At 63.7% G+C, this 22,168-nt stretch carries 23 protein-coding genes; 4 read left to right on the forward strand and 19 right to left on the reverse strand.

Annotated features, from left to right (window positions below; genetic code table 11):
* Both ACTRWG_RS17060 and folD read left to right on the forward strand, forming a co-directional pair.
* Window positions 1-1,248: formate--tetrahydrofolate ligase (locus ACTRWG_RS17060; RefSeq protein ID WP_462829666.1), on the forward strand; the 1,248-nt coding region annotated here is incomplete at its 5' end.
* Between the two features lie 106 nt (window positions 1,249-1,354).
* Window positions 1,355-2,257 (forward strand): bifunctional methylenetetrahydrofolate dehydrogenase/methenyltetrahydrofolate cyclohydrolase FolD, encoded by a 903-nt coding sequence (folD, locus tag ACTRWG_RS17065; RefSeq protein ID WP_027236198.1) that lies wholly within the window; start codon window positions 1,355-1,357, stop codon window positions 2,255-2,257.
* 86 nt (window positions 2,258-2,343) lie between these two features.
* On the opposite strand, the gene ACTRWG_RS17070 is transcribed toward folD, so the two are convergent.
* The 17 genes from ACTRWG_RS17070 to ACTRWG_RS17150 form a co-directional block, all read right to left on the reverse strand.
* Window positions 2,344-2,751 (reverse strand): PaaI family thioesterase, encoded by a 408-nt coding sequence (locus tag ACTRWG_RS17070; protein WP_027236741.1) that lies wholly within the window; start codon window positions 2,749-2,751, stop codon window positions 2,344-2,346.
* Window positions 2,752-2,832: 81 nt separating this feature from the next.
* Window positions 2,833-3,483: a ligase-associated DNA damage response endonuclease PdeM gene (pdeM, locus tag ACTRWG_RS17075; protein WP_027236742.1), complete on the reverse strand. Its 651-nt coding sequence runs from the start codon at window positions 3,481-3,483 to the stop codon at window positions 2,833-2,835.
* 37 nt (window positions 3,484-3,520) lie between these two features.
* Complete coding sequence (locus tag ACTRWG_RS17080) at window positions 3,521-5,938, reverse strand: ligase-associated DNA damage response DEXH box helicase (RefSeq protein ID WP_027236743.1); 2,418 nt, start codon at window positions 5,936-5,938, stop codon at window positions 3,521-3,523.
* A gap of 76 nt (window positions 5,939-6,014) precedes the next feature.
* Window positions 6,015-7,322 (reverse strand): ATPase, encoded by a 1,308-nt coding sequence (locus ACTRWG_RS17085; protein ID WP_027236744.1) that lies wholly within the window; start codon window positions 7,320-7,322, stop codon window positions 6,015-6,017.
* Window positions 7,323-7,476: 154 nt separating this feature from the next.
* Complete coding sequence (locus ACTRWG_RS17090) at window positions 7,477-7,974, reverse strand: prepilin peptidase (RefSeq protein ID WP_027236745.1); 498 nt, start codon at window positions 7,972-7,974, stop codon at window positions 7,477-7,479.
* 3 nt (window positions 7,975-7,977) lie between these two features.
* Window positions 7,978-8,826, reverse strand: coding sequence for a tetratricopeptide repeat protein (locus ACTRWG_RS17095; protein ID WP_027236746.1), 849 nt, complete (start codon window positions 8,824-8,826; stop codon window positions 7,978-7,980).
* Between the two features lie 29 nt (window positions 8,827-8,855).
* Window positions 8,856-9,446, reverse strand: coding sequence for a tetratricopeptide repeat protein (locus tag ACTRWG_RS17100; RefSeq protein ID WP_027236747.1), 591 nt, complete (start codon window positions 9,444-9,446; stop codon window positions 8,856-8,858).
* 2 nt (window positions 9,447-9,448) lie between these two features.
* Window positions 9,449-10,420 (reverse strand): type II secretion system F family protein, encoded by a 972-nt coding sequence (locus ACTRWG_RS17105; RefSeq protein WP_027236748.1) that lies wholly within the window; start codon window positions 10,418-10,420, stop codon window positions 9,449-9,451.
* A 10-nt stretch (window positions 10,421-10,430) separates the two neighbouring features.
* A complete protein-coding gene (locus ACTRWG_RS17110) occupies window positions 10,431-11,399 on the reverse strand; it encodes a type II secretion system F family protein (RefSeq protein ID WP_027236749.1) in 969 nt (322 codons plus the stop codon).
* Window positions 11,399-12,835 (reverse strand): CpaF family protein, encoded by a 1,437-nt coding sequence (locus ACTRWG_RS17115; protein WP_027236750.1) that lies wholly within the window; start codon window positions 12,833-12,835, stop codon window positions 11,399-11,401. The genes ACTRWG_RS17110 and ACTRWG_RS17115 overlap by 1 nt, the downstream gene beginning before the upstream one ends.
* A 24-nt stretch (window positions 12,836-12,859) precedes the next feature.
* Window positions 12,860-14,089, reverse strand: coding sequence for an AAA family ATPase (locus ACTRWG_RS17120; protein ID WP_027236751.1), 1,230 nt, complete (start codon window positions 14,087-14,089; stop codon window positions 12,860-12,862).
* Window positions 14,090-14,244: 155 nt separating this feature from the next.
* A complete protein-coding gene (locus ACTRWG_RS17125; protein WP_027236752.1) occupies window positions 14,245-14,874 on the reverse strand; it encodes an OmpA family protein in 630 nt (209 codons plus the stop codon).
* 15 nt (window positions 14,875-14,889) lie between these two features.
* Window positions 14,890-16,296, reverse strand: a complete 1,407-nt coding sequence (locus tag ACTRWG_RS17130) for a type II and III secretion system protein family protein (protein ID WP_036797428.1) — start codon at window positions 16,294-16,296, stop codon at window positions 14,890-14,892.
* Window positions 16,297-16,511: 215 nt separating this feature from the next.
* Window positions 16,512-17,369: a Flp pilus assembly protein CpaB gene (cpaB, locus tag ACTRWG_RS17135; protein WP_027236754.1), complete on the reverse strand. Its 858-nt coding sequence runs from the start codon at window positions 17,367-17,369 to the stop codon at window positions 16,512-16,514.
* A 148-nt stretch (window positions 17,370-17,517) separates the two neighbouring features.
* Window positions 17,518-17,694, reverse strand: coding sequence for a hypothetical protein (locus ACTRWG_RS17140; RefSeq protein ID WP_167332327.1), 177 nt, complete (start codon window positions 17,692-17,694; stop codon window positions 17,518-17,520).
* A gap of 82 nt (window positions 17,695-17,776) precedes the next feature.
* The gene (locus ACTRWG_RS17145; RefSeq protein ID WP_027236755.1) at window positions 17,777-17,956 is read right to left on the reverse strand and encodes a Flp family type IVb pilin; all 180 of its coding nucleotides are present in this window, start codon (window positions 17,954-17,956) and stop codon (window positions 17,777-17,779) included.
* A 288-nt stretch (window positions 17,957-18,244) separates the two neighbouring features.
* Complete coding sequence (locus ACTRWG_RS17150) at window positions 18,245-18,424, reverse strand: Flp family type IVb pilin (RefSeq protein ID WP_027236755.1); 180 nt, start codon at window positions 18,422-18,424, stop codon at window positions 18,245-18,247.
* Between the two features lie 356 nt (window positions 18,425-18,780).
* Here ACTRWG_RS17150 and ACTRWG_RS17155 point away from each other — a divergent pair, with 356 nt between their 5' ends.
* Window positions 18,781-19,587: a lytic transglycosylase domain-containing protein gene (locus ACTRWG_RS17155; protein ID WP_027236756.1), complete on the forward strand. Its 807-nt coding sequence runs from the start codon at window positions 18,781-18,783 to the stop codon at window positions 19,585-19,587.
* Between the two features lie 11 nt (window positions 19,588-19,598).
* Here the strand turns inward: ACTRWG_RS17155 and ACTRWG_RS17160 are convergent, their stop codons facing one another.
* The gene (locus ACTRWG_RS17160) at window positions 19,599-20,168 is read right to left on the reverse strand and encodes a TetR/AcrR family transcriptional regulator (RefSeq protein ID WP_027236757.1); all 570 of its coding nucleotides are present in this window, start codon (window positions 20,166-20,168) and stop codon (window positions 19,599-19,601) included.
* Between the two features lie 857 nt (window positions 20,169-21,025).
* Between ACTRWG_RS17160 and ACTRWG_RS17165 the strand changes: the two genes are divergently transcribed.
* Window positions 21,026-21,469: a hypothetical protein gene (locus ACTRWG_RS17165; RefSeq protein ID WP_084299647.1), complete on the forward strand. Its 444-nt coding sequence runs from the start codon at window positions 21,026-21,028 to the stop codon at window positions 21,467-21,469.
* Between the two features lie 72 nt (window positions 21,470-21,541).
* On the opposite strand, the gene ACTRWG_RS17170 is transcribed toward ACTRWG_RS17165, so the two are convergent.
* Window positions 21,542-22,168, reverse strand: a complete 627-nt coding sequence (locus ACTRWG_RS17170; protein WP_027236759.1) for a CoA transferase subunit B — start codon at window positions 22,166-22,168, stop codon at window positions 21,542-21,544.

Consider the following 22,168-nt stretch of genomic DNA (forward strand, 5'->3'; position numbering starts at 1 on the left):
GCGATGATCGACAACCACATCTACTGGGGCAACGAGTGCGAGATCGACGTGCGCCGCGTCGCATGGCGCCGGGTGGTCGACATGAACGACCGCGCCCTGCGCCAGATCACCGCCTCCCTCGGCGGCGTCTCCAACGGCTTCCCGCGCGAAGCGGGCTTTGACATCACCGTGGCGTCGGAAGTGATGGCGATCCTGTGCCTGGCCAACGATCTGAAGGACCTGGAGAAGCGCCTGGGCGACATCATCGTGGCCTACCGCCGCGACAAGACCCCGGTCTACTGCCGCGACATCAAGGCCGAAGGCGCGATGACCGTGCTGCTGAAAGACGCGATGCAGCCGAACCTGGTGCAGACCCTGGAAAACAACCCGGCCTTCGTGCACGGCGGCCCGTTTGCCAACATCGCGCACGGCTGCAACTCGGTGATCGCCACCAAGACCGCGCTGAAAGTGGCCGACTATGTGGTCACCGAGGCGGGCTTCGGCGCGGACCTGGGCGCCGAGAAGTTCATGAACATCAAGTGCCGCAAGGCAGGCATCGCGCCGTCGGCGGTGGTGCTGGTGGCCACCGTGCGCGCGATGAAGATGAACGGCGGCGTTGCCAAGGCGGATCTGGGCGCCGAGAACGTCGATGCGGTCAACAAGGGCTGCGCCAACCTCGGCCGCCACATCGAGAACGTCAAATCCTTCGGCGTGCCGGTGGTGGTTGCGATCAACCACTTCGTGACCGACACCGATGCCGAAGTTGACGCCGTCAAAGCCTACTGCGCCACCCACGGCGTCGAGGCGGTGCTGTCGCGCCACTGGGAGCTGGGCTCCGAGGGCTCTGCGCCGCTGGCGGAGAAAGTGGTTGAGATCGTCGATGCAGGCTCTGCCAACTTCTCGCCGATCTACCCCGACGAGATGCCGCTGTTCGAGAAGATCGAGACCATCGCCAAGCGCATCTACCGCGCCGACGAGGTGCTGGCGGACAACAAGATCCGCAACCAGCTGAAGGAATGGGAAGAAGCGGGCTACGGCAACCTGCCGGTCTGCATGGCCAAGACCCAGTACTCCTTCTCGACCGACCCGAGCTTGCGCGGGGCGCCGGTGGGCCACTCGGTGCCGGTGCGCGAAGTGCGCCTGTCGGCCGGTGCCGGCTTCATCGTTGCGGTCTGCGGCGAGATCATGACAATGCCGGGGCTGCCGCGCAAACCGGCGGCGGAAACCATCTGCCTGAACGATGACGGCCAGATCGAAGGCCTGTTCTAAGGCACCGCAAACGGAATGCAGCGGCCCGGGGACACCCGGGCCGCTGAAGCTTTGAGATGACGGGACCGGATCCGGGGCGGCGCCCCCGGCGGAAAGGAAGAGAGCAATGGCAGCAACAGTGATTGACGGCAAGGCCTTTGCGGCCAAGGTGCGCGGCCAGGTGGCGGAGCATGTGGCGCGGCTGAAAGAGGAGCATGGCATCACCCCCGGGCTGGCGGTGGTGCTGGTGGGCGAGGACCCGGCCTCTCAGGTCTATGTCCGCTCCAAGGGCAAGAGCACCGTTGAGGTGGGCATGAACTCGTTCGAGCACAAGCTGGACGCGGGCACCTCCGAGGCCGATCTGCTGGCGCTGATCGATCAGCTGAACAGCGACCCGAAGGTGCATGGCATCCTGGTGCAGCTGCCGCTGCCGGGGCATCTGGACGAGGATCTGGTGATCAACTCGATCGCGCCGGAGAAGGATGTGGACGGCTTCCACATCTCCAACGTCGGCCTGCTGGGCACCGGCCAGAAGTCGATGGTGCCCTGCACGCCCTTGGGCTGCCTGATGATGCTGCGCGAGCACCACGGCTCGCTGTCGGGCCTGGACGCGGTGGTGATCGGCCGCTCCAACATTGTCGGCAAGCCGATGGCGCAATTGCTGCTGGGCGACAGCTGCACCGTGACGATTGCGCACAGCCGCACCAAGGATCTGCCGGATGTGGTGCGCCGCGCCGACATCGTGGTGGCGGCCGTGGGCCGTCCGGAGATGGTGCCGGGCGACTGGATCAAGGAAGGCGCCACCGTGATCGACGTTGGCATCAACCGCATTGACGCGCCGGAGAAGGGCGAGGGTAAGACCCGCCTGGTGGGCGATGTGGACTATGCCTCTGCGGCTGAGCGCGCGGGCGCCATCACCCCGGTGCCGGGCGGTGTCGGCCCGATGACCATCGCCTGCCTGCTGGCCAACACGGTGACCGCCGCCTGCCGCGCCAACAACCTGGCCGAGCCGGAAGGCCTGACCGCGTAAGCGCAGAACGCTGAGCGTTGACCTGACCAGCTCCCGCCGGACGCCTCCGGCGGGAGTATTTGTTTGGAAAGATGAAAAGTCGGGGGTCAGGAAGTGACCGGAACCATGGTGCCCTGCAGGAGGGCAACCAGCTTTTCCTCCTTGCCTGTTATTGCGTGGACCTCTGCCGTGACGATGACAAGGCGGCGGCCCGGCTTGATGACCTTGCCGGTGGCGCGCAGGTGTTCTCCGGCGCCGGGAGCCAGCAGGTTGATCTTCATCTCTGCGGTCATCACTTCGCAGTCCTCGGGCATCACGGTGAGCGCGGCGTAGCCTGCCGCCGTGTCGCCGATGGCGAAGCTGAGGGCGGCATGGGCCACATCGTGCTGCTGGCGGCTGCCCGGCAGGATCGGGGCGGTGATCACCACTTCACCTGCTGCGACGCTTTCGACTTCGGCGCCCAGTGTTTGCATCATGCTTTGCTTGGCGAAGCTGCTGCGGATGCGGTCTTCCATTGCGGTGTCCTTCTGCTGGTCTGCCAGCAGCATAGTGGAGCGCCGGCGCCTTGCGCAGGTGACGCTGCGCCATTTGCCTGGTCAGCGCGGCATCGGCACCGGCAGCGGCCGCGGCCCTGTCAGGATCGCGAGGGCGTCGGGTGCCATCAGCGGAGTGAACGCAGGATCGCTGCTGCGCAGGCCCCCGGTGTAGGTTCCGAAGGCAGGCAGGATCAGACGAAACCGGTCGAGCAGAAAGGCGGGCCGGGAGGTGCTGCGCAGCCGCGCCTTGGGGTGGTAGTGGCCGGAGATTTCCGCGCTGGATTTCGGGTCGGCAATGTGGCGGAAGGTGAGCGGGCCCAGCGTCAGGGCGGCGGCGTGCTCTCCGCCAAGGGCTGGCGGGGCAGGGTCGTGGTTTCCCTCGATCCAGATCCAGCGGCGATTCTGCATCAGGCGGGCGATGCGGTTCAGATCAGCCTGGGGCAGCGCGCGGCAGGCTGCGTCATCGTCGAAACTATCACCAAGGCAGATCAGCGTTTGCGCGCCGGTGATCTCCAGCGCGGCTTCGAGCCGGTCCAGCGTGTCGCGGGTTTCATAGGGCGGCAGAACGCTGCCGCCGCGCCGCGCGTGGCGTTCGGACTTGCCCAGATGCAGGTCGGAGACGCAGAGGGTGCGCTGCTCCGCCCACCAGAGAGCGCCGCTGCCGAGGGCGGTCAGGCGGGCGCCTGCGAGGGTGAAATCGAAGCCGTTCATGGTGCGTTCTTAACGGTGCCAGCGGCGCTGGCAAGACCTATTGCGGCAGGGCGCTGAGCCCGGATTGCTGCATCAGAGCTTCGGTTTCCCGCAGCAGCAATTTCTCCTCTGCCGCGCCTTTGACCGGCACTTTTCCAGCCTCTAGCAGCAGCGGCGCGGCAAGGGGGGAAATCCGTTGCAGCCGCCTGAGCATTATGCGGCCCTCGATGCGGTCCAGCATTTCTTCGATCCGTCCGAAATCCACCAGCCCGCGCAGGGCTTCTTCGCGGGTGATGTCCAGCAGCAGGTGATTGGGATCGTACTTGCGCAGCGTGTCATAGAGGATGTCGGAGGAGAAGGTGGCCTGCCGCCCGTTCTTGCGCTGGCCCGGCGTGTTGCGTTCTATGAGGCCTGCGATGGTGGCCGCTCCGCGGAAGGCGCGTTTCATCACCGCATTGCCCGCCAGCCAGCCCTCCAGCCCGTCGCGCAAGGCGCCGGTGTCGAACAGCGGCGCCGGGTCGGTGAGTTCCTCCAGTCCCCAGATCAAGGTTGCGTAGTCGGTGGCGACAAAGCCGAGGGGGTCGAGGCCCAGTTCCTCCATCCGCTTGGTCAGGAGAAGCCCCAGCGTCTGCTGGGCGTTGCGGCCTGCGAAGCCATAGATGCAGGCGTGCTCGCGGCCGTCATGCGGGAAGCTTTCGATCAGCAGGGCGCCTGCGCGGGGAAGCTCGGAAACCTGGCGCTGGAGGTCCAGCCAATCGGCTGTGTGGCGCGGCAGGCTGGGCCAGCTGTCCTGTTTGAACATCTCCAGAATGCGGGCGCTGAGCTGGGTGGAGGTGGCGAATTTGGTGCCGGAGAAGACGGCGATCTTGGGTTTTTTACCGGGGTTGCGGCTGACCTCCACGGTCATCTCGCGCAGGCCCTCGTAGCGCACGGTCTGGCCGCCGATCAGGAAGGTGTCGCCGGGGGTGAGGGTGGCGGCAAAGGCTTCTTCGATCTCGCCCAGCGGTTTGCCGCCGCGATTGCGTTTCAGGCGGACCTTGACCAGATCGGTGTCCTGGATGGTGCCCAGATTCATGCGGATGCGGGCGGCGGCGCGTGGGTCGCGCAGCTGCCACTTGCCATCCGGTCGCTGCAGCAGGCGCTGCCACTGGTCGTAAGCCTTCAGCGCGTAGCCGCCAGTGGCGCAAAAATCGAGACAGGCATCGAATTCGGCGCGGGGCAGGGCAGCATAGGCCCCCGCCTGGGTCATTTCCGCATAGAGCTGGTCAGCGTCGAAGGGGCCCGCGCAGGCTGCGATCAGGATGTGCTGGCACAGGACGTCGCGGGGGCCGGGACCGCGCGGTGCGCCGTCCAGGTCGTTTTCCCGCACCGCCTCCAGCGCGGCGCGGCATTCGACCACTTCGAACCGGTTGGCAGGCACAAGCAGCGCCTTGGACGGTGCGTTATAGCGGTGGTTGGCGCGGCCGATGCGCTGCACCAAGCGTTTGACGTTCTTGGGGGCGCCGATCTGGATTACCAGGTCCACGTCGCCCCAGTCGATGCCGAGGTCCAGGGAGCCGGTGCAGACGATGGCGCGCAGCTCGCCGCGGACCATTGCCGCCTCGACCCGCTCGCGCTGGACCCGGTCGAGCGATCCGTGGTGGATGCCGATGGGCAGCGCGTCCTCGTTGGCGAGCCAGAGATTGTGAAAGAATATCTCTGCCTGGGCGCGGGTGTTGTGGAAGATCAGTGTGGTGTTGTGCGCCTTGATCTGCTCCATCACTGCCGGGATCGCATAGGCCGCGCCGCCGCCGGCCCAAGGGGGCGGCTCATCGGTTTCCAGCATCCGGATGTCGGGGGCGGGGCCGGGGTCGGCCTGCATGATATCGCAGGGGTCCGGATGCCTGGCGAGGTAGCTGGCAATCGCCTGCGGGTCGTCCACGGTGGCCGACAGACCCACCCGGCGCAGATCCGGACAGAGGGTTTGCAGCCGGGCCAGCGCCAGCATCAGCTGGTCACCGCGCTTGCTTTCGGCCAGGGCATGGATTTCGTCGACCACCACCCGCTTGAGGCCCTTGAAGGTGCGGGCCGCGTCCTCGTAGGAGGTGAGCAGGGCGAGGCTTTCCGGCGTGGTCAGCAGGATATGCGGCGGGTCGGCGCGCTGGCGTTTCTTGCGGCTGGAGGGGGTGTCGCCCGTGCGGTCGTCGATGCGGACGGGCAGGCCCATCTCCTCGACTGGCGCGCGCAGGTTGCGCTTGATGTCGGCCGCCAGCGCCTTGAGCGGGGAGATATAGAGGGTGTGCAGCCCCTCGTGGCTGCCGTCCGCCAGCTCCACCAGGGTGGGCAGGAAGCCGGCCATGGTCTTGCCGCCGCCGGTGGGGGCGATCAGCAGCGTGCAGGGTTGAGACGCCCGCTCCAGCATGGCGTGCTGGTGCGGGTGGATTGACCAGCCTTTGGAGGCAAACCAGGTTTCGATGACGGGTGGCAGACTGCTCATCCGTCCCATGTAGGTGCTGCCGCAAAACTTTTTAGAAAAGTTTTGCCCAAAGTTTTCAAAAAACTTTGGATCCGGGTCATTTCACGATCTGCTCGTCCTTGACGAACATGTTGGCCCAGGCCCGGTCGATCAGGTCGGGCGACATCTGATAGGGGATGCCCTCGAACTCGCAGATCGCGATCATCTGGTCGATCAGGAACCCCGGCTGGTAGTTGGCGTAGATGTTGCTGATGGCGGGGTATTTATTCTTGAGAAGGTGAACCAGGGTGCCTTCGTCCAAGGGCATGCCCTTTTTGCGGGCCATCATGGCAAAGATCTTGAGGAAGTTCTCCTGATCCGGCCCGTCGATCTTGATCTTGAAGAAGATCCGGCGCAGCGCCGCCTGGTCGAAGATCTCGTTCGGGTGAAAGTTGGTGGAGAATATCACCAGGGTGTCGAAGGGCACCTCGAATTTCTCGCCTGATTGCAGCGCCAGGATGTCCTTGCTTTCCTCCAGCGGCACGATCCAGCGGTTGACCAGCGCCTGCGGCGGCTCCGCCTGGCGGCCGAGGTCGTCGACGATGAAAATGCCGCCGGTGGATTTCAGCTGCAGCGGTGCCTGATAGGTGCGCGCGGTGGGGTTGTAGACCAGGTCCAGCATGTCCAGCGACAGCTCACCACCGGTGACCACGGTGGGGCGCTCGCACATCACATAGCGCTCGTCGAAGCGGCGGCGGCGGCGCAGGGCGTTCGGGTCTTCGGGCTCTTGCGCGACTTCTGTGTGGACGATCGGGTCGAAGACGGTGATCACCTGGCCGGAATATTCGATGGCGCGGGGCACGTAGACATGATCCCCCAGAGCGTCGCGGATGCCGTTGGAGATCGAGGATTTACCGTTGCCCGGCGGGCCGTACATCAGGATCGAGCGGCCGGCGCTGACCGCCGGGCCCAGGTGGTCCAGCAGGCTGTTGGGCAGGATCAGGTGGCCCATCGCATTGGTCAGCTGGTCGCGGGTCACCTGGATGTTGCGGATCGACTGGCGCTTGACCTGCTCGCGGTAAACCGCCAGCGGCACCGGCATGGCGCCAAAGTACTCCGACTGGCTGAGCGCATCCAGCGCACGGGCCTTGCCGGCATCGGTCAGCTGATAGCCCATCTCGTTGCCGCTGTTGGCGTTCAGCGTGCCGGTGGCTTCGAGCAGCTTCTGCTCGCGGGCCATGTCCACCAGCTCTTGGGTGACAGCGCCGGGCAGGCAGATTGCTTCGGCAATTTCGGTCACCGTTTCCGCGTTCTTGCGAAAGATTGTCTTGAGCAGGATGTCCCGCATCATCACCACCGGCAGCTGCATCTGCTCCAGCCCCTTGGGGGCTGGCGGGGCCGTCACGGTGAGGTTCTGCATGTTCATGGCGGTGCCTGTTCCTGAAGTCCGTATTTGCGCCCCCGGTGCGGAGGCAGGCTTGGAAACAGACTATTCAGGACTGTGGCAACAGCGGGGCAGAGCTGCAGCATTTCCGCGGAGGCGGCAGGAAAACCGGGACAGTTTTGAGGGGCAGTGCCGCTCAGCTGCCGAACAGGGCGGCGAGGATCAGGTAGAGTGCAAGGGTGCCGCCCAGGCACAGGCCCATGGGAAAGCTCTTGCCGGTTTCCCAGCTTTGCCAATGCGGTGCCAGCTGGCGCAGCGGGGTGTATTTGGCGATCCGGTGGGCGGTGAAGCCTGCCAGCAGGGTGGCGGCAAAGATAATCATCAAGAGACGCAAATCGCCAAGCGCAAAGAAGGGCGCGGCGGCACCGGCAAACTTGGCATCGCCGGCGCCGACGGCGCCAGCGGAATAGAACAGGAAGCCCAGGCCGATCCCGGCCGGAAGATGCAGCAGGTGCCAGCCGTAGTCCGCCCAGGAAGGCATCGCAATAGCCCCCACAGCCACATAGATCACCGCCAGCACGTCCACCGCCCAATTCGGGATGCGCATGCCGCGCAGGTCAGTCAGCGCCACCGTCAAGCACAGCGGCAGCACGAAGGGCAGGAACCACAGGGCGGCGTGGGCCGGGAACTGCATGGATCAGCCGTTTTCCAGAGCTGCCAGCGAGCGCGAGGCTTCCTCGAAGTGCTGCGGGTGGGTCTCGATGGCCTCGCGCAGCAGGTTTTCACCCACCTTGACGTCACCCTGCTTCACCGCCGACAGCGCCAGCGTATGCAGCAGCAGCGCGCGTTCGGTCTGGTCCAGCGGGATCACCGGCAGGGTGTAGTTGCGCTGCGCGCCGCGGGCCAGCACCAGGTTGTTCTTGGCGGTGAACAGGCTCGGGCTCTGGCGGATCGCTTCGCCGAACAAACGCTCAGCCCCGGCGAAATCGCCGCGGGTCAGCTTGGAATAGCCCCAGTTGTTCATCACCTTGGCGGGTTTGGTGGTCAGCCCGGTGGCGATCTCGTAGAAGCTGTCCGCCCGCTTCCAGTCCTTGCCTGCATCCGCCACCACGGCCTCAAGCCGGTAGCGCTCATAGGTCTCATGGGTCGGCGGCACTTTGTCCAGAACGGCCTTGGCCGCGTCCCATTCACCGCTGCGCACCAGGGCGCCCGCCAGTTGCACGTGATCCTCGCTGGTGGCGCCCTTCATCGACACCACCTTCTTCCAGGCGGTGGTGCCCTCGGTGGTGCGCTTGGCACGGATCAGCGAATAGGCGAGGCCGCGCTGCAGCTCGATCCGGTCCGGGCTGGTCTTGAGGGTGCGCTGGAAGTGGACCACCGCCTCATTCGGGTCGGCCACGGTCATCATGACATCGTTGAGATTGCTCTCGTCAATGACATTCACTTCCTGAAAGGCCCGTTCCACGGTTTCGTCGGCTTTCTCTGCGCAGGCGGACAGGACCAGCGCCCCTGCCAGAGAAGCGGATAGGAAAAACTGCTGGCGCATGGGTGCGTCCTTTTACTGCTCTGCCTCTGTCATGGTGTCGGGCGAATCAGGTAGCTGCCGCCGCCTTGCCGCACCAATTTATAATCTTGGTTTTGCGGCTCAGTATGCGCAGGATTGTCCAGTTTTGCGAGTGCCAGGCGCAAATTATCGCGGATTGCGTCACTTTCGCCATTGTCCAGCGCATAGGCGCGCTGGAACACCTGCACGGCTTCGGCGGTTTTGCCGCGTTCCATCAGCACGACGCCTAGGTTGTTCATCGGCTCGGGCCAGGCCGGGTCGGCATCGACTGCCTGGCGCAGCAGCTCCTCTGCCTGGCCCAGACGCCGGAGGCCCAGCTTGGCCGAGCCCATGCCGGACAGCACCTCGGCCGTCAGCCCCTGGTCGAGCGCAGCGCGGGTGAAGGCCTCCAGCGCCAGCTCGTGCTCGCCTGCGGCCATCAGCCGGTGGCCGACCTGCAAACCATCCTCTGCGGTTTTCCGGTGGTCGGCGCCGGGCGCCCAGGGGCTGCCCTTGTCCTGTTTCAGACCGCCCGGCGCGCAGGCCGCCGCCAGCACGATGGCGCTGGCGGCGGCAAGAGCACGTCCGAGGCGGACAGGCATGGCCCGTCCTTTTGCTGTCATGTTCAGTTGCCCATATTCATGATGCCCTGTATCGACGGGCCAACCAGAATGATCAGCAGCGGCGGGACCGTCAGTCCCATTGTGGCAAGGGTCATCTTCACGGGCAACTTGTTTGCGGCCTCTTCGGCGCGCATCACGCGCTTGTCACGCATTTCACCGGCATAAACCCGCAGCGCATCTGCAATCGAGGTGCCGAAGCTGGCGGACTGGATCATTACCGTCACGAAAGAGGAGACATCCTGCACCCCGCAGCGGGTGCCCATGTCGCGCAGCACCTTGTCCTTTTCCTTGCCCGCCTTCATCTCATAGGCGACGACCTCGAATTCCTCGGCCAGATCCGGGTAGGAGGCGTGCAGCTCCTTGGCGACGCGGACAATCGCCTGGTCCAGCGACTGGCCGGCCTCGACACAGACCAGCATCATGTCCAGCGCATCGGGGAACCCTTCGGTGATCTTCTGCTTGCGCTCTTCGATGCGGCGGGTGATCCAGTATTTCGGCAGCAAGTAACCAGCCGCGCCGGGTCCGATGATGCGGATCGCCATCTGCTGGCTGTCATAGTCGATGTCGGCCTTCAGCACATAGACAAAGAACAGCCCGCCCATCAGCCCCAGCAGGCCGAGGGCAAACTGGGCAAAATGGAACAGGCGCACCGAGTCTTTTGAGTGGTAGCCCGCCTGGCGCAGCTTGAGCTCCATCGCCGACAGCTCATCGGCGTTCTGCGGCTCCAGAAAGCCCGCGAATTTCTGCAGCTGTTCGTTGCGGTTGGCCTGGCGCAGACGTTCCTTTTTGGGGTCGCTTCGGGTCTCCGGCTTGATGTTCTTCTGCAGTTTCTTCAGCGGATCCTCGGGCTGGTTCAGCAGCAGCGGAACCGCCAGCAGGATCATGAACAGCCCGGCAATGCCAAGCGCAAGGAGCGGGCCGAATTCGCCGAAGTGCGAGGTCAGGTAGTCGTTTATACCGGTCAGAAAACCCACAGTCCCCTCCTTAAACTTTGATGTTGGTCAGCATGCGCATGACAAAGAGGTTGGCGGTCAGCATCACGCCCACCGCAAAGCAGGCGGGAATAAACCAGGGGTGGTCCAGCACCTTGTCGTAATAGTTGGGATCCTTGACCAGGATGCCGACCAGACAGAACAGCGGGAACCCCGACAGGAACTTGCCCGACCATTGCGCTTCGGCGGTGATCGCCTTCACGCGGCGGAACAGGCGGAAGCGGGCGCGGATCACCTTGGCGAGGCCTGCCAGCACTTCGGCCAGGTTGCCGCCCGATTGCTGCTGGATGGTCACGGCAACCGCCAGGAAACGCATGTCCTGCATATCCAGCCGCTCGGCCATTTCCTTGAGCGCTTCGCCGACATCGCGGCCATAGGCGCATTCGTCGGAGATGATGCCGAATTCGGTGGCCAGCGGGTCCTCCACCTCATTGGCGACGATCTGCACCGCGGAGGTGAAGGGGTGGCCGACGCGCAGAGAGCGCACCATCAGTTCCACCGCGTCGGGCAGTTGCTCCTCAATCAGCGCCATCCGCTTGGCGGCCTTTTTGTTGACCCAGAAGAACACCGCGCCGACACCGATGATGACGGACCCCAGAATGCGGACGGGCAGGGGGGCTGACGTGCCGATGCTGAGGCCGACGAAGGCAAGCGCTGCCAGCCCGGCCATGATCAGGATCAGCTGTTTCGGTGAAAAGGCAATGGCCGCCTTCTGCGCCCGTTCCGACAGCAGCGAGTAGAGCGGGATCGACTGCGATCTGGCGTGCTGGCCCAGCTCCTTGCGCAGCTGCTCCAGCACCTGCTCGCGGTTGCTGCCCTTCTCCATCATCTCCAGCCGGCGGTTGACCCGGCTGTTGAGGCTGATGGATTTGCCGAAGGTGAACAGATACAGGCCCTCGACCAGGGCCAGCACCCCGAAGAAGATCAGGCCATAGATAAGCGGTTCCGCACTCAGCTGCATCAGCGCTTCTCCATCACGGTGGGTTCATAGATCGAGGGCGGCAGATCGAACCCCCACAGGCGGAAGCGCTCGGAGTAATGGCTGCGCACGCCGGTGGCGGTGAAGTGGCCGATGATCTTGTTGTCGGGCGTCAGGCCGACGCGCTGGAAGCGGAAGATTTCCTGCATCGAGATCACATCGCCCTCCATGCCGGTAATTTCGGTGATCGAGGTCATCCGGCGCGAGCCGTCCTGCAGGCGGGAGGCCTGCACGATCAGGTTCACAGCCGATGCAATCTGGCTGCGCACCGCCTTGATGGGCATCTCGATGCCGGCCATGGCGATCATGTTTTCCAGACGCGAAATGCCGTCGCGGGCGGAGTTGGCGTGGATCGTGGTCATAGAGCCGTCGTGGCCAGTGTTCATGGCCTGCAGCATGTCGATCACTTCTTCGCCGCGGGTTTCGCCGACGATGATGCGGTCGGGGCGCATCCGCAGTGCGTTCTTGAGGCAGTCGCGGGGGCTGACCTCGCCCTTGCCTTCGACGTTGGGCGGGCGGCTTTCCATCCGGCCCACATGGGTCTGCTGCAGTTGAAGCTCCGCGGTATCCTCAATTGTCAGGATGCGCTCGGCGTTGTCGATGAAGGACGACAGTGCGTTCAGCGTGGTGGTTTTACCCGAACCGGTGCCGCCGGAAACAATCACGTTCAGGCGGGTCGACACGGCGGCTTGCAGATATGCTGCCATTTCTTCGGTGAAGGCGCCAAATTGCACCAGGTCGTCGATGCCCAGCTTGTCCTTTTTGAACTTCCGGATCGACACCAGTGAGCCGTCCACCGCGACCGGCGGCACCATCGCGTTGAAGCGCGAGCCGTCGGCGAGGCGGGCGTCCACGTAAGGGTTGGATTCATCGACCCGGCGTCCCACGGCAGAGACGATCTTGTCGATGATCCGCATCAGGTGCTTCTCATCCTTGAAGGTGATGTCGGACAGCTGCAGCTTGCCGCTGCGTTCGACAAAGATCTGATGCGGACCGTTGACCAGGATATCGCTCACCGATTCATCCTGCAGCAGCGTCTCCAGCGGGCCCAGGCCCGTCACCTCGTCATACAGCTCCTTGTTGAGCTGCTGCCGGTCCTCGCGGTTCAGGACGATGCTTTTCTCGGCCAGGATCTCGGTGGCGATGGTGGCGATCTCAGAACGCAGCTCCGCTTCGCCTGCGCGTTCCAGCGCGGCCAGGTTCAGGTTTTCCAGCAGCTCCCGGTGCAGCTGGATCTTGATCTCGCCCAGGCGCTCCTTGCGCTTGCGCTCCTTGTCCATCGGCTGCGCCTCGGCCGCCTTGCGCTGCACCGGGCGGCGCAGGCTGGCGGCTGGGGCGGCAGCGGCGGCGGCCGCTGCAGCCGGCTCAGGCGTCGGCGCGGCAGGTTTCGGCGCTTGCTTCTTGTACTTGGAAAACATCAACTCACCCCCAATTCAAGCCGTTCAGGCGGCTTCTGCTTCACTGCGGCCCAGCTCATGCAGCGAGGCTGCGAGCTTGGCGATTTCTTTCCGCAAGGGATTTTTCGCAGCCGAAACGGCCAGCGGCAGCCCGTGGTCGCAGCTTTGCAGCACCTGCTTGCCGCCGTCGGGCAATTGCAGGTCGATCGAGATGCTGAGGGATTCGGCCATCCGTTTGACGCGGCTTTTGCCAGCAAGATCTGTAAACTTCGGCGCGCGGTTCAGGGCAAAGCGCAGTTTCTCAAACGGCAGGTCCTCCGACTGCAGCGCCCGTTTCATGCGCAGCGCGTTCTGGGCTGAACGCATGTCCAGTTCGATCAAGGCGAAATAGACATGCGCCGTGCTCAGCACGGTTTCGGACCACTGCACCAGCGTGTGCGGCATGTCGATGACCACAAAATCGAAATGGCTGCGCGCCATTTCGATCACCCGGGTGATGTCCTCTGGCGACAACAGGTCCAGCGGCACCAGTTCCGACGGGGCGGTCAGGACCTGCAGCTTTTCCTGAAACGGCAGCAGCGCCTGGCCGAACAGATCCTCGTCCATGCTCTCGGATTCGCTGAGCATCTCCATCACCACCTCGCGGCGGGGCAGGTCCAGATAGGTCGAGACCGAACCATGCTGCAGGTCCAGATCCAGCAGGCAGACGCTGGGCTCCTCCTGCTCGCTGAGCGCGGCAAGCTCCCACGCCAGGTTCACCGCCATGGTGGTCGAGCCGGTGCCGCCGGCCAGCCCGTGGCAAACAATCACTGCGCCTTCGCGCTGGCTGCCGGACTGCAGCTGATGCGTGGTCTGCGCCACCGGCGGCGGCGGCGCCTGCAGCCGTTCGATGGCCGCCTGCAATTCCTGCTCGGGCAGCGGGTAGGGGACAAATTCATCCGCGCCCTGGCGCAGCAGCGTGTGGAGCGCGGCCGGGGTCACGTCCTCGGCAATCAGAATCACCTTGATACCGCGCGCCTTGGCCTGAGTGATGATCTCGCCCATCAGCGGCAGATCCCCCTCATCGGCGCTGTCGATGGCCAGGGCAACAAACTGCAGCGGTTCCGCCTCGGTCTGACCAAAGAAAGCCAGCGCCTCGGCAAAGCCCAGATCGCCCCAGGCCTCTCCCAAGGCGGCTTCCATATCCTCGATCAGGAGGTCGAAATTCTGCACATCGCGGCTGATTGTGCAGGCAACAATTGCTGGTGTTTCTGTCTGCGGCATACCGCTGCTCATCGCCATCATCCTTGTTCACATGGGCGGAACCGGGCCATGGGCACAGTTCGCCTCTTGGAAACAATGTCGGTGGCAATCTAGGCGATATTGGGGCCAAAAATCCCCAAATATAGGGAATTGTTACTACTTCGTAACCGCCCGGCAGCGCGGCTGCCTTATTGCAGCGTGCGCTCCAGCGACTTCTGCTGGGTCAGGGTGGTCCCCGGAACCGCGCTTTCCAGATATTCGCGATAGATGATCTGGGCGTATTTTCCGTCCAGCACCGTCTGGTGGCGCTTGAGGAAGCCGCTCACCTCGGTCACGGTGCGGCGGTTGCGGCGTTCGCGCTCGGGTGTCGGAATCAGCGGCTGTGTCTCGCCGTGCGAGATAACCGCTTCCAGACGGCTGCGGCTGATGCCGCGGGACACCAGGTAATTCACGGCCGCCCGGGCCCGGCGCAGGCCGAGCTTGCGGTTGTAGGCGTTGCTGCCGACCGCATCGGTGTGGCCGAAGACGCGGAAGCGCACTTCGGGAAACTGCCTGATCCAATGCGCCTGCCGGTCCAGCACTGCGCGCGCGGTCTGGTCCAGCCGGGCGCTGTCAAAGTCGAAGGTGATGGTGGTGGGCACTTCCTGGGCGAACCGGCCGGCCAGCTGGATGGCATAGTTGCGTTCGCCGCTCATCACCGCCGAATTGTTAAGGGTGGCCTCGCCGAAGGTTCCCCTGCGGTTCAGTTCGCGCCCGGCTTCCCGCTCGCAGGCGGCCGCGGTCAGGAAAAGGCCGAGAATTGCAGCGGTTCTGATCATCTGTGCCACTCCTTATCAGTCCAGCACGTAGCCGTAAGAGCCGTTGAAATCCTGCTTGGCCACCTCGGCGGCAGGCCCGGCGCGGTTGCGGGATGTGCGCCCGAACAGGAACAGATCCTTTTCGCTGGGCGGGGCCACCCGGTCGGTCGGCAGCGTCAGCGCCTCGCCGCGGGTCGGGGTGACCAGATGGGCGCTGACGATGATCACCAGCTCGGTCTGCTCGCGCTGGTAATCGGCGCTGCGGAACAGCGCGCCCAGCACCGGCACGTCGCCCAGCCAGGGCAGCTGCGAGGAGTTGTCGAGGAATTCGTCGCGGATCAGGCCGGCAATGGCAAAGCTTTCGCCGTCGCGCATTTCCACCGTTGTGGAGGTTTCCCGGCGGGAGAAGGCGTCGATGGTCAGGCCGCTGAGTTCCAGCGAATTGGTCGGGTCGATGGCGGAAACCGCGGCGTTCAGTTCCAGATTGATCAGGTCGCCGTCAACCACCCGCGGGATGAAGTTCAGCTCGATCCCGAAGGGCTTGAATTCGATGGTGATCACGCCGCCTTCCTGGGCCACCGGCACCGGGTATTCGCCGCCTGCCAGGAATTTCGCTTCCTGACCCGAAAGGGCCGAAAGGTTCGGTTCGGCCAGGGTGCGGACCACGCCCTTCTGCTCCAGCGCTTCCAGCAGCAGGCTGACCTGGACGGAGCCTGCGTTGAAGCCGAACAGGAAGGCACCGGTGTTTTCGTTGGCGGCCGGGATGTTGCCCGCCAGTGAGTTGGCCAGCGCACCGGAGGTGTTCAGGGTGTTGTAGCCACCGGTGCGGCCGTTGCCGGTGCCGCCGTTGAAGCCGAGAGAGGCGCTCAGCGATTTCGAGACCGAGCGCTGCATTTCGGCAAAGCGGACCTTGAGCATCACCTGCTGCACGCCGCCCACCGACATCAGGTTGCTGACCCGCTCTGGTGCGTAGCGTTCAGCCAGGTCGAGCGCCCGCTGCAGCCGGGCCGAGCTGGACACGGTGCCGGACAGCACGATGCCGTCATTGGCGGTGCGCACTTCGATCTTCTCGTTGGGCAGGATCTGGCGAAGACGCTGCTTGAACTCGGTCACATCGGCGGCGACCCGCACGTTGACATTGGTGATCAGGCGGCCGGAAGCGTCGAGCAGCGTCAGTGTCGTCAAGCCGGGCGATTTGCCCAGAACGTAAATGGTGCGGTCGGACAGCGAGGAGATATCCGCGATGCCGGGGTTGGCGATGCTGAGTTCGGCAAAGGGGATTTCGCTTTCCACCACCACCGCGCGGTTCATCGGAACGTCCAGCGTTGCCGCCGTGCCCTTTTTCACCACCCGCAAAGATTGCGCCCAGGCCCCATCTGCCTGCGGCATGCCAATAAGCGATAGACCCATCAGGGCCGCCGCCACGAACCGTCTAAATGCCATGTGACCTGCCTTTCCGATCACGCCTCAGTACCCGGGTCTTTTTGCCCGCTGTTTCGGGCACTGTGGTGCAGATCCCGAATTATTGCAAGAATCAAAGGCTTCGAGACCTTTCCTGAAGGGGCGCCAATGTGGAGCCTGCGCAACAGGCAGAACAGCCGCCCTTCGCTGGGAAGAGACGGCTGAACCTGTTAAAGGACTGTGCGGACATATGAATTCTAGTTGGCGCAAGGGATCGGGATTTCCACAACCTCGGCGCCGCGGCGGGTGCGGATGGTGCAAACCTTTTCCTTCTCGACTTCTTGCGGAGCCTCCAGGGCGCCCAATCCCAGCAGCGTGCGCTGGTCCACTTCAACCACTGTGGCAATGGTGTCATCGCCCGCGCCCACCAGGGCCAGCGACAGCCGCCCGGTGGTTTGGGCTTGCGCCAGCGCCGCCACCTGCGCGGGCTTGACGGCAACGGTGACGGTGCGGGCAATGATGGCTTCATTGATGTCGCCGCCGGCGCTCTGGTCCACAGCCACAAGTTCCACATTGGTCTCGATCAGCCGGGTGACCTCTCCGCGCGCGCCGTTGGCGCCGGGCATCATGCCGGTCCAGTAAACGTCCACCTTGTCGCCGGGGCGTAGAAAGCCGGAGACGCCGGAGGATACATCGACCTTGATCGCAAAGGCGCGCATTCCGCGCTGCAGCCGCGAGGTGATGCCGGCATCCTCGCCCGGGGCGGTGACCTTGACGGCCATGACCGCCTCATCCTTCTCCATGGCGCGCAGCACCACCCGCAGCTTGTCGCCGCTCTGCGGCGGGAACAAGGCGTCCAGGGTGGTATAGGCGCCTTCGGGTATGGCGTTTTCCGGCCAGCGCACGGCACGCACCGCCTCCTTGGACAGCCGCTCGCCGTATTTCAGCGGCTTGGTGGCGACAAACACATCGACCGTCGGCACCGCTTCAGCCCGGGCAGCGCGTTCGCGCGCCAGTTCATTCTGATAGGCCGAGATATAGTTTTTGGCCATCATCACGGCGCCGCCGGCGAGGGCGACACCGACAATCAGCACTAGTCCGAAAACTGCACGCATTGTGTTACCTCTCATCAACTTAGGCCGGCGTTCCGCAATCGGAACCGGCTGCTGGGTGTCTCATACTGCAACGGGAACCCCGGGCATTGGCCGGGTCAGCGCAGGTGCCTTGAAGGCAGCGTACTGGAGCCAGTCGTTTCTGCCGGTATCAGCCGAAAGACCAATTGGACATGAAGGCGGCAATCGCTTGTGCCGCGCCCAGGGCGCCATCTTCCATTGCCGCAGCAATCATTGCGGCCATCCCGACGACTGCAGCGCAGAGAACAACCCAGTCGACGGAAACCGCACCGTCGTCGCTAGCGATGTATAACCGTAACTTCTTCATAGTCTGATCCTCGCTGCCTGAACGGTTCCGGGGCAGAGGCGGCACCGGACTGACCGGCGCCGCCTCAGAAGTCAGGCAGTGATTAGGTCGGAGCCTGGGTGCCCAGGTAAGAACCGGTCTTGCTGGTCAGGTCCGACGCGCCATCTTCGATGGCGGTGTAGACGACACCGCCCAGAGCGGCCACGGCTGCGGTCAGCACAACCCAGTCAACAGTCACGGCGCCGGATTCGTCTTTGCGGAAGTTTTTGAAGAATTTGATCATGGCTTGGTCCCTCCAAAGGAAACTGAAATGCTGTATCTGGCCCGCCGGGCGATCTGGCCAGCTCTCTCCTTCTGGCCTGCCCGCCGGTTGATGAGTCTATTAAGCTTCATGAATGGGGCGTTAATTGGGCGTAATACTGAGTTTTCTGCCCTATTGCCGGGAAACCTGGCGGATCAGTTGGCGCTGAAAAAACTGAGGAAAGCGGCGGGATTCAGGATGCCTGCAAACGAAACAGGCCGCCCGGAAACGGGCGGCCTGTCACGCGGTCAGTCAGACCACTATAAGCGATTAGGTCGGAGCTTGGGTGCCCAGGTAAGAACCGGTCTTGCTGGTCAGGTCCGACGCGCCGTCTTCGATGGCGGTGTAGACAACACCGCCCAGAGCGGCCACGGCTGCGGTCAGCACAACCCAGTCAACAGTCACGGCGCCGGATTCGTCTTTGCGGAAGTTTTTGAAGAATTTGATCATGGCTTGGTCCCTCCAAAGGATCTCAGAATTTGAACTATCCCGCCTTCGCGCCAGGGTCCGCTCTCTCACCTGCTTGACCTCTGTCCGGCTTGGATGAGCTTATATAGCCAGCCCAGCGTGGCAGGATTTGGGCTGAAAGCCGGAAATTGCCGCCTCAATTTTACTTTTTGGCAATGATTTCCGTAACCCTATGATTTTGAGGCATTAATTTTCCGTTACCTTTTGGCGGCCCGTGGCATTTCCGCGCCAGAGTCGGGAAAATATGGCGATTGCGCCAGATTCTGGCGGCCAAAGGCTGGTTTTCAGCAGCCAATTTCCCGAGTCTCGCGTGGCAGAATCCACTGGCAGGCAAAGAAATGGCAGTCCGTAACGCGATTTTGGCACTGGCGGCCTCTGCCGTGCCCCTGACAGCAGCGGGGCAGGAGGCACCGCCGCAACCGTTTCCCCAGTTCGAGGCGAAACGGGTGAAACCGCCTGCGCAGGGCGCCGGCAAGCGCATCACCGTTCAGATCGAGCCGGAACCGGAGGCCGAGCCAGCCGCTCCGGAGCGGGAGCATATTGAGAGCGCAAATCAGACCCCCGGGCGGTATGGCTGGTTCTGGGACAAGATCTCTCCCGGGGTTGAGGAGAGCGGGCCCGGGCGCTTGGACGACGCCCTGCAGGCGCTGGCCGGGGCCAAGGGGCTGGCGGCGCCGCGGTTGCAGCTGATGCAGGAAATCGCCCAGTCCCGCGGGGTTCAGATCCTGACCGAAAGCGCCAGCACACAGGTCTCGCCTGCCTTGGTGCTGGCTGTGATCGCTGTTGAATCCGCAGGCAAGGCGGACGCAATCAGTTCCGCTGGCGCCCAGGGGCTGATGCAGCTGATGCCCGATACCGCGGCGCGCTTTGGCGTGACGGACGCACTGGAGGCGCAGCAGAATATCTCGGGGGGCATCCGCTATCTCGACTGGCTGATGACGGAGTTCGGCGGCGACCCGATTTTGGTGCTGGCCGGGTATAACGCGGGCGAGGGGGCCGTGCGAAACCACCAGGGGGTGCCGCCCTTTGCTGAAACCCGCGATTACGTGCCCAAGGTGCTGGCAGCCTATCAGGTGGCCCGCGGCCTGTGCCTGACACCGCCGCAGCTGATCTCCGATGGCTGCGTGTTCCGGGTGATGAACTAGCCCGGCCCGGTTCAGTCCTCCGCCAGATAGGGGTGCAGCAGCATCCGGGCCGTGTGCCGGGCGTCCCCGGCCGGATCGGGGGTCACCGACATGGCCGCCAGCACGATCGCGCCTTCCTTTAGTGTCAGCAGCTGCCGGGCCAGTCCTGAGGCGTCGGACGCACCGGCTGCTTTGGCCAGGCCCGTGAAATGCTTCAGCAGCATCTGCTTGTGTTCAGTTGACTGCTGATACACCGGATGCGCCCGGTCCTGAAACTCAGCGCTTGCCTTAATGAACATGCAGCCGGCAAATTCCGGTTTGCCGAACCATTCGCCAAGAGCTGTGAACATTGCAAGCAGTTGCCCGGCCGGTGTATCCGACAAAGCCTCCATCCGATTGAACAGCCAGGTCCGGAAGTTCTCGTCCCGCAGGCGCAGCACGGCAATAATCAGGTCGTCTTTGGTGCGGAAGTGCTTGTAGATTGAAGTCTTGGAGATGCCGGTTTCCTTGACCAGCGTGTCCATTCCCGTGGCGTGGAACCCGCCCCGGTAAAAGACCTCCAAGGCCTTGCTGACCAGTTCGTCTCGCTTGTTGGGGCGCATGATTCGTCCTCAAGTGTACCGTTCGGTACATATTGGCGCCGCGCCCGCCCGGCAAATCAAAAATATTTTTGCTGCAACAAAAAGGCGTTAAGACCGGGCGCCGCCGTGCAGCCTTGGTCGCGAGAAAAAGTCCTTGATTTAAAGTACCGATCGGTACACCTTACTGGCGTGAGTTGACAGATCGGTACACTTTGTTAGGGGGACTGGCATGAGACGTCTTTTCAAACCGATGGCTTCACCGTTCGGGCCGGTGATACTGGCTGCCTGCATTGCTGCTGCGCTGACGGCACCGGCCGCGGACACGCGCCCGGATGCGGCGTCCGGCACAGGCGTGCAATTCAATGCGGGAGGGGCCAAGGCATGATTGGGCAACCGGCGAAGCACTGCCCGCGCGGCTGCGCGGGGTCCCGCGCATGAAACGGGAAATTCTTATGGCGGCGCTGGCCGCTGTTCTTGCCGGTGGCGTTCTGCTGCCGGTGACACTGCCGCGGGTGCCCGCTGGGACAGCCGCTGTGCAAGTTCCGAGCGGCGGCTGAAGCTGAGCAGCGGCCTGAACTACCGGCGGCTTCCCCGTGCGAACCGCTGCAGCGGGTTTGGGCAACCCTTCGGCGCCGGTTCGCTGCATCACCCGGCTGCCGCTGGCTGGGCACGCGTCAGCGGTCCTTGGGGGCTGCGGCGGCCAAAGCAGATAACCTTCTGAACAGACGTTTCGCAGCGGCCCGATTTGCGGAGATTTTTCGCAGACGCCCTGCCATCTGCCCAGAGCCGCCGGTATGTTGGCAATAAAGCATATATTTTTAGCTTAATTTTATTGGAGAACAGATTTGGATTTGGGATTTAACCCATCGGAAATTGCCGTGGGTGCGCAAAGTCTTAGTGGAAAGCTTCTGCTGTTCGCCCTGCTGGCGTTCATTGGTTTTTTCGGGCGGCTCGTCTTCTCCGCATTCGGGCCGCAGCTCGCGGAGTTCAACCCGTTCCGGAAATTCTCGGGTCTGGGGTTTCTCCTGCTGGCGGCGGCGCTGTTTGCAGGGGCGCTCTATGTCTCTGGCAAGCAGACCAAGGCAATGGTTCTGTTGAAAAGCCATCTGGTCGACCCGGTCATTGTCACCGTTCTGGGCCGCGACAGCTGTGATCCGGCGCAGGGCAGCTATTGCGTGGTGGTGTTTGAGGACGGGCGGGAAAAGATCGTCAACTGGCATGATAAGCGCGTCTACATGTGGGAAATCATCAACCCGCCTGCAGGTGCGGTCTGGCACACGCTGCGGCCCCGGCCGCGTCCCGGAGCGGCTGCCGGGGTGTGACCGCCAGCATGACCTGAACGAAAAAGGCCCGCCGGAAACCGGCGGGCCATCATTGCCAGTTTTGATCCGGGATCAGCCGACGATGGTGGCTTCGGTGGAGCTGCGCAGCTCCTCTTCGCTGACGCCCTCGGCCAGCTCGACGATCTTCAGCCCGCCATCGACAACATCCAGAACACCCAGGTTGGTGATGATGCGGTCGACCACGCCCTTGCCGGTCAGCGGCAGGGTGCATTCCTTCAGCACTTTGCTGTCGCCGTGCTTGTTGGTGTGATCCATTACCACGATCACGCGGCCGACGCCCGCGACCAGATCCATGGCGCCGCCCATGCCCTTGACCAGCTTGCCCGGGATCATCCAGTTCGCCAGGTCGCCGTTCTCGGCCACTTCCATCGCGCCCAGGATCGCTGCTGCGATCTTGCCGCCGCGGATCATGCCGAAGGAGGTTGCGCTGTCGAAGTAGGAGGTGCGCGCCAGCTCGGTGATGGTCTGCTTGCCCGCGTTGATCAGGTCCGGATCCTCGTCGCCCTCATAGGGGAAGGGGCCCATGCCCAGCATGCCGTTCTCCGACTGCAGGGTGATGTCCTTGTCGCCCACGTAGTTTGCCACCAGCGTCGGAATGCCGATGCCGAGGTTCACATACATGCCGTCTTCGAGTTCCTGCGCGGCACGCTCGGCCATTTGGTTGCGGTCCCAAGCCAT

Source organism: Leisingera sp. G5_S3_59_S7 (assembly GCF_054968485.1).

Excerpts from the sequence above, each read along its gene's own strand:
- ACTRWG_RS17120 (WP_027236751.1), bottom strand. The coding sequence starts at position 14,089 with ATGAGCAGCGGTATGCCGCAGACAGAAACACCAGCAATTGTTGCCTGC.
- ACTRWG_RS17095 (WP_027236746.1), bottom strand. The coding sequence starts at position 8,826 with ATGCGCCAGCAGTTTTTCCTATCCGCTTCTCTGGCAGGGGCGCTGGTC.
- ACTRWG_RS17125 (WP_027236752.1), bottom strand. The coding sequence starts at position 14,874 with ATGATCAGAACCGCTGCAATTCTCGGCCTTTTCCTGACCGCGGCCGCC.
- ACTRWG_RS17155 (WP_027236756.1), top strand. The coding sequence starts at position 18,781 with ATGGCAGTCCGTAACGCGATTTTGGCACTGGCGGCCTCTGCCGTGCCC.
- cpaB (WP_027236754.1), bottom strand. The coding sequence starts at position 17,369 with ATGCGTGCAGTTTTCGGACTAGTGCTGATTGTCGGTGTCGCCCTCGCC.
- ACTRWG_RS17080 (WP_027236743.1), bottom strand. The coding sequence starts at position 5,938 with ATGAGCAGTCTGCCACCCGTCATCGAAACCTGGTTTGCCTCCAAAGGC.
- ACTRWG_RS17130 (WP_036797428.1), bottom strand. The coding sequence starts at position 16,296 with ATGGCATTTAGACGGTTCGTGGCGGCGGCCCTGATGGGTCTATCGCTT.
- ACTRWG_RS17100 (WP_027236747.1), bottom strand. The coding sequence starts at position 9,446 with ATGACAGCAAAAGGACGGGCCATGCCTGTCCGCCTCGGACGTGCTCTT.
- ACTRWG_RS17170 (WP_027236759.1), bottom strand. The coding sequence starts at position 22,168 with ATGGCTTGGGACCGCAACCAAATGGCCGAGCGTGCCGCGCAGGAACTC.
- ACTRWG_RS17145 (WP_027236755.1), bottom strand. The coding sequence starts at position 17,956 with ATGATCAAATTCTTCAAAAACTTCCGCAAAGACGAATCCGGCGCCGTG.
- ACTRWG_RS17070 (WP_027236741.1), bottom strand. The coding sequence starts at position 2,751 with ATGGAAGACCGCATCCGCAGCAGCTTCGCCAAGCAAAGCATGATGCAA.
- ACTRWG_RS17110 (WP_027236749.1), bottom strand. The coding sequence starts at position 11,399 with ATGCAGCTGAGTGCGGAACCGCTTATCTATGGCCTGATCTTCTTCGGG.
- ACTRWG_RS17115 (WP_027236750.1), bottom strand. The coding sequence starts at position 12,835 with ATGTTTTCCAAGTACAAGAAGCAAGCGCCGAAACCTGCCGCGCCGACG.
- folD (WP_027236198.1), top strand. The coding sequence starts at position 1,355 with ATGGCAGCAACAGTGATTGACGGCAAGGCCTTTGCGGCCAAGGTGCGC.
- ACTRWG_RS17160 (WP_027236757.1), bottom strand. The coding sequence starts at position 20,168 with ATGCGCCCCAACAAGCGAGACGAACTGGTCAGCAAGGCCTTGGAGGTC.
- ACTRWG_RS17085 (WP_027236744.1), bottom strand. The coding sequence starts at position 7,322 with ATGAACATGCAGAACCTCACCGTGACGGCCCCGCCAGCCCCCAAGGGG.
- ACTRWG_RS17140 (WP_167332327.1), bottom strand. The coding sequence starts at position 17,694 with ATGAAGAAGTTACGGTTATACATCGCTAGCGACGACGGTGCGGTTTCC.
- ACTRWG_RS17090 (WP_027236745.1), bottom strand. The coding sequence starts at position 7,974 with ATGCAGTTCCCGGCCCACGCCGCCCTGTGGTTCCTGCCCTTCGTGCTG.
- ACTRWG_RS17150 (WP_027236755.1), bottom strand. The coding sequence starts at position 18,424 with ATGATCAAATTCTTCAAAAACTTCCGCAAAGACGAATCCGGCGCCGTG.
- pdeM (WP_027236742.1), bottom strand. The coding sequence starts at position 3,483 with ATGAACGGCTTCGATTTCACCCTCGCAGGCGCCCGCCTGACCGCCCTC.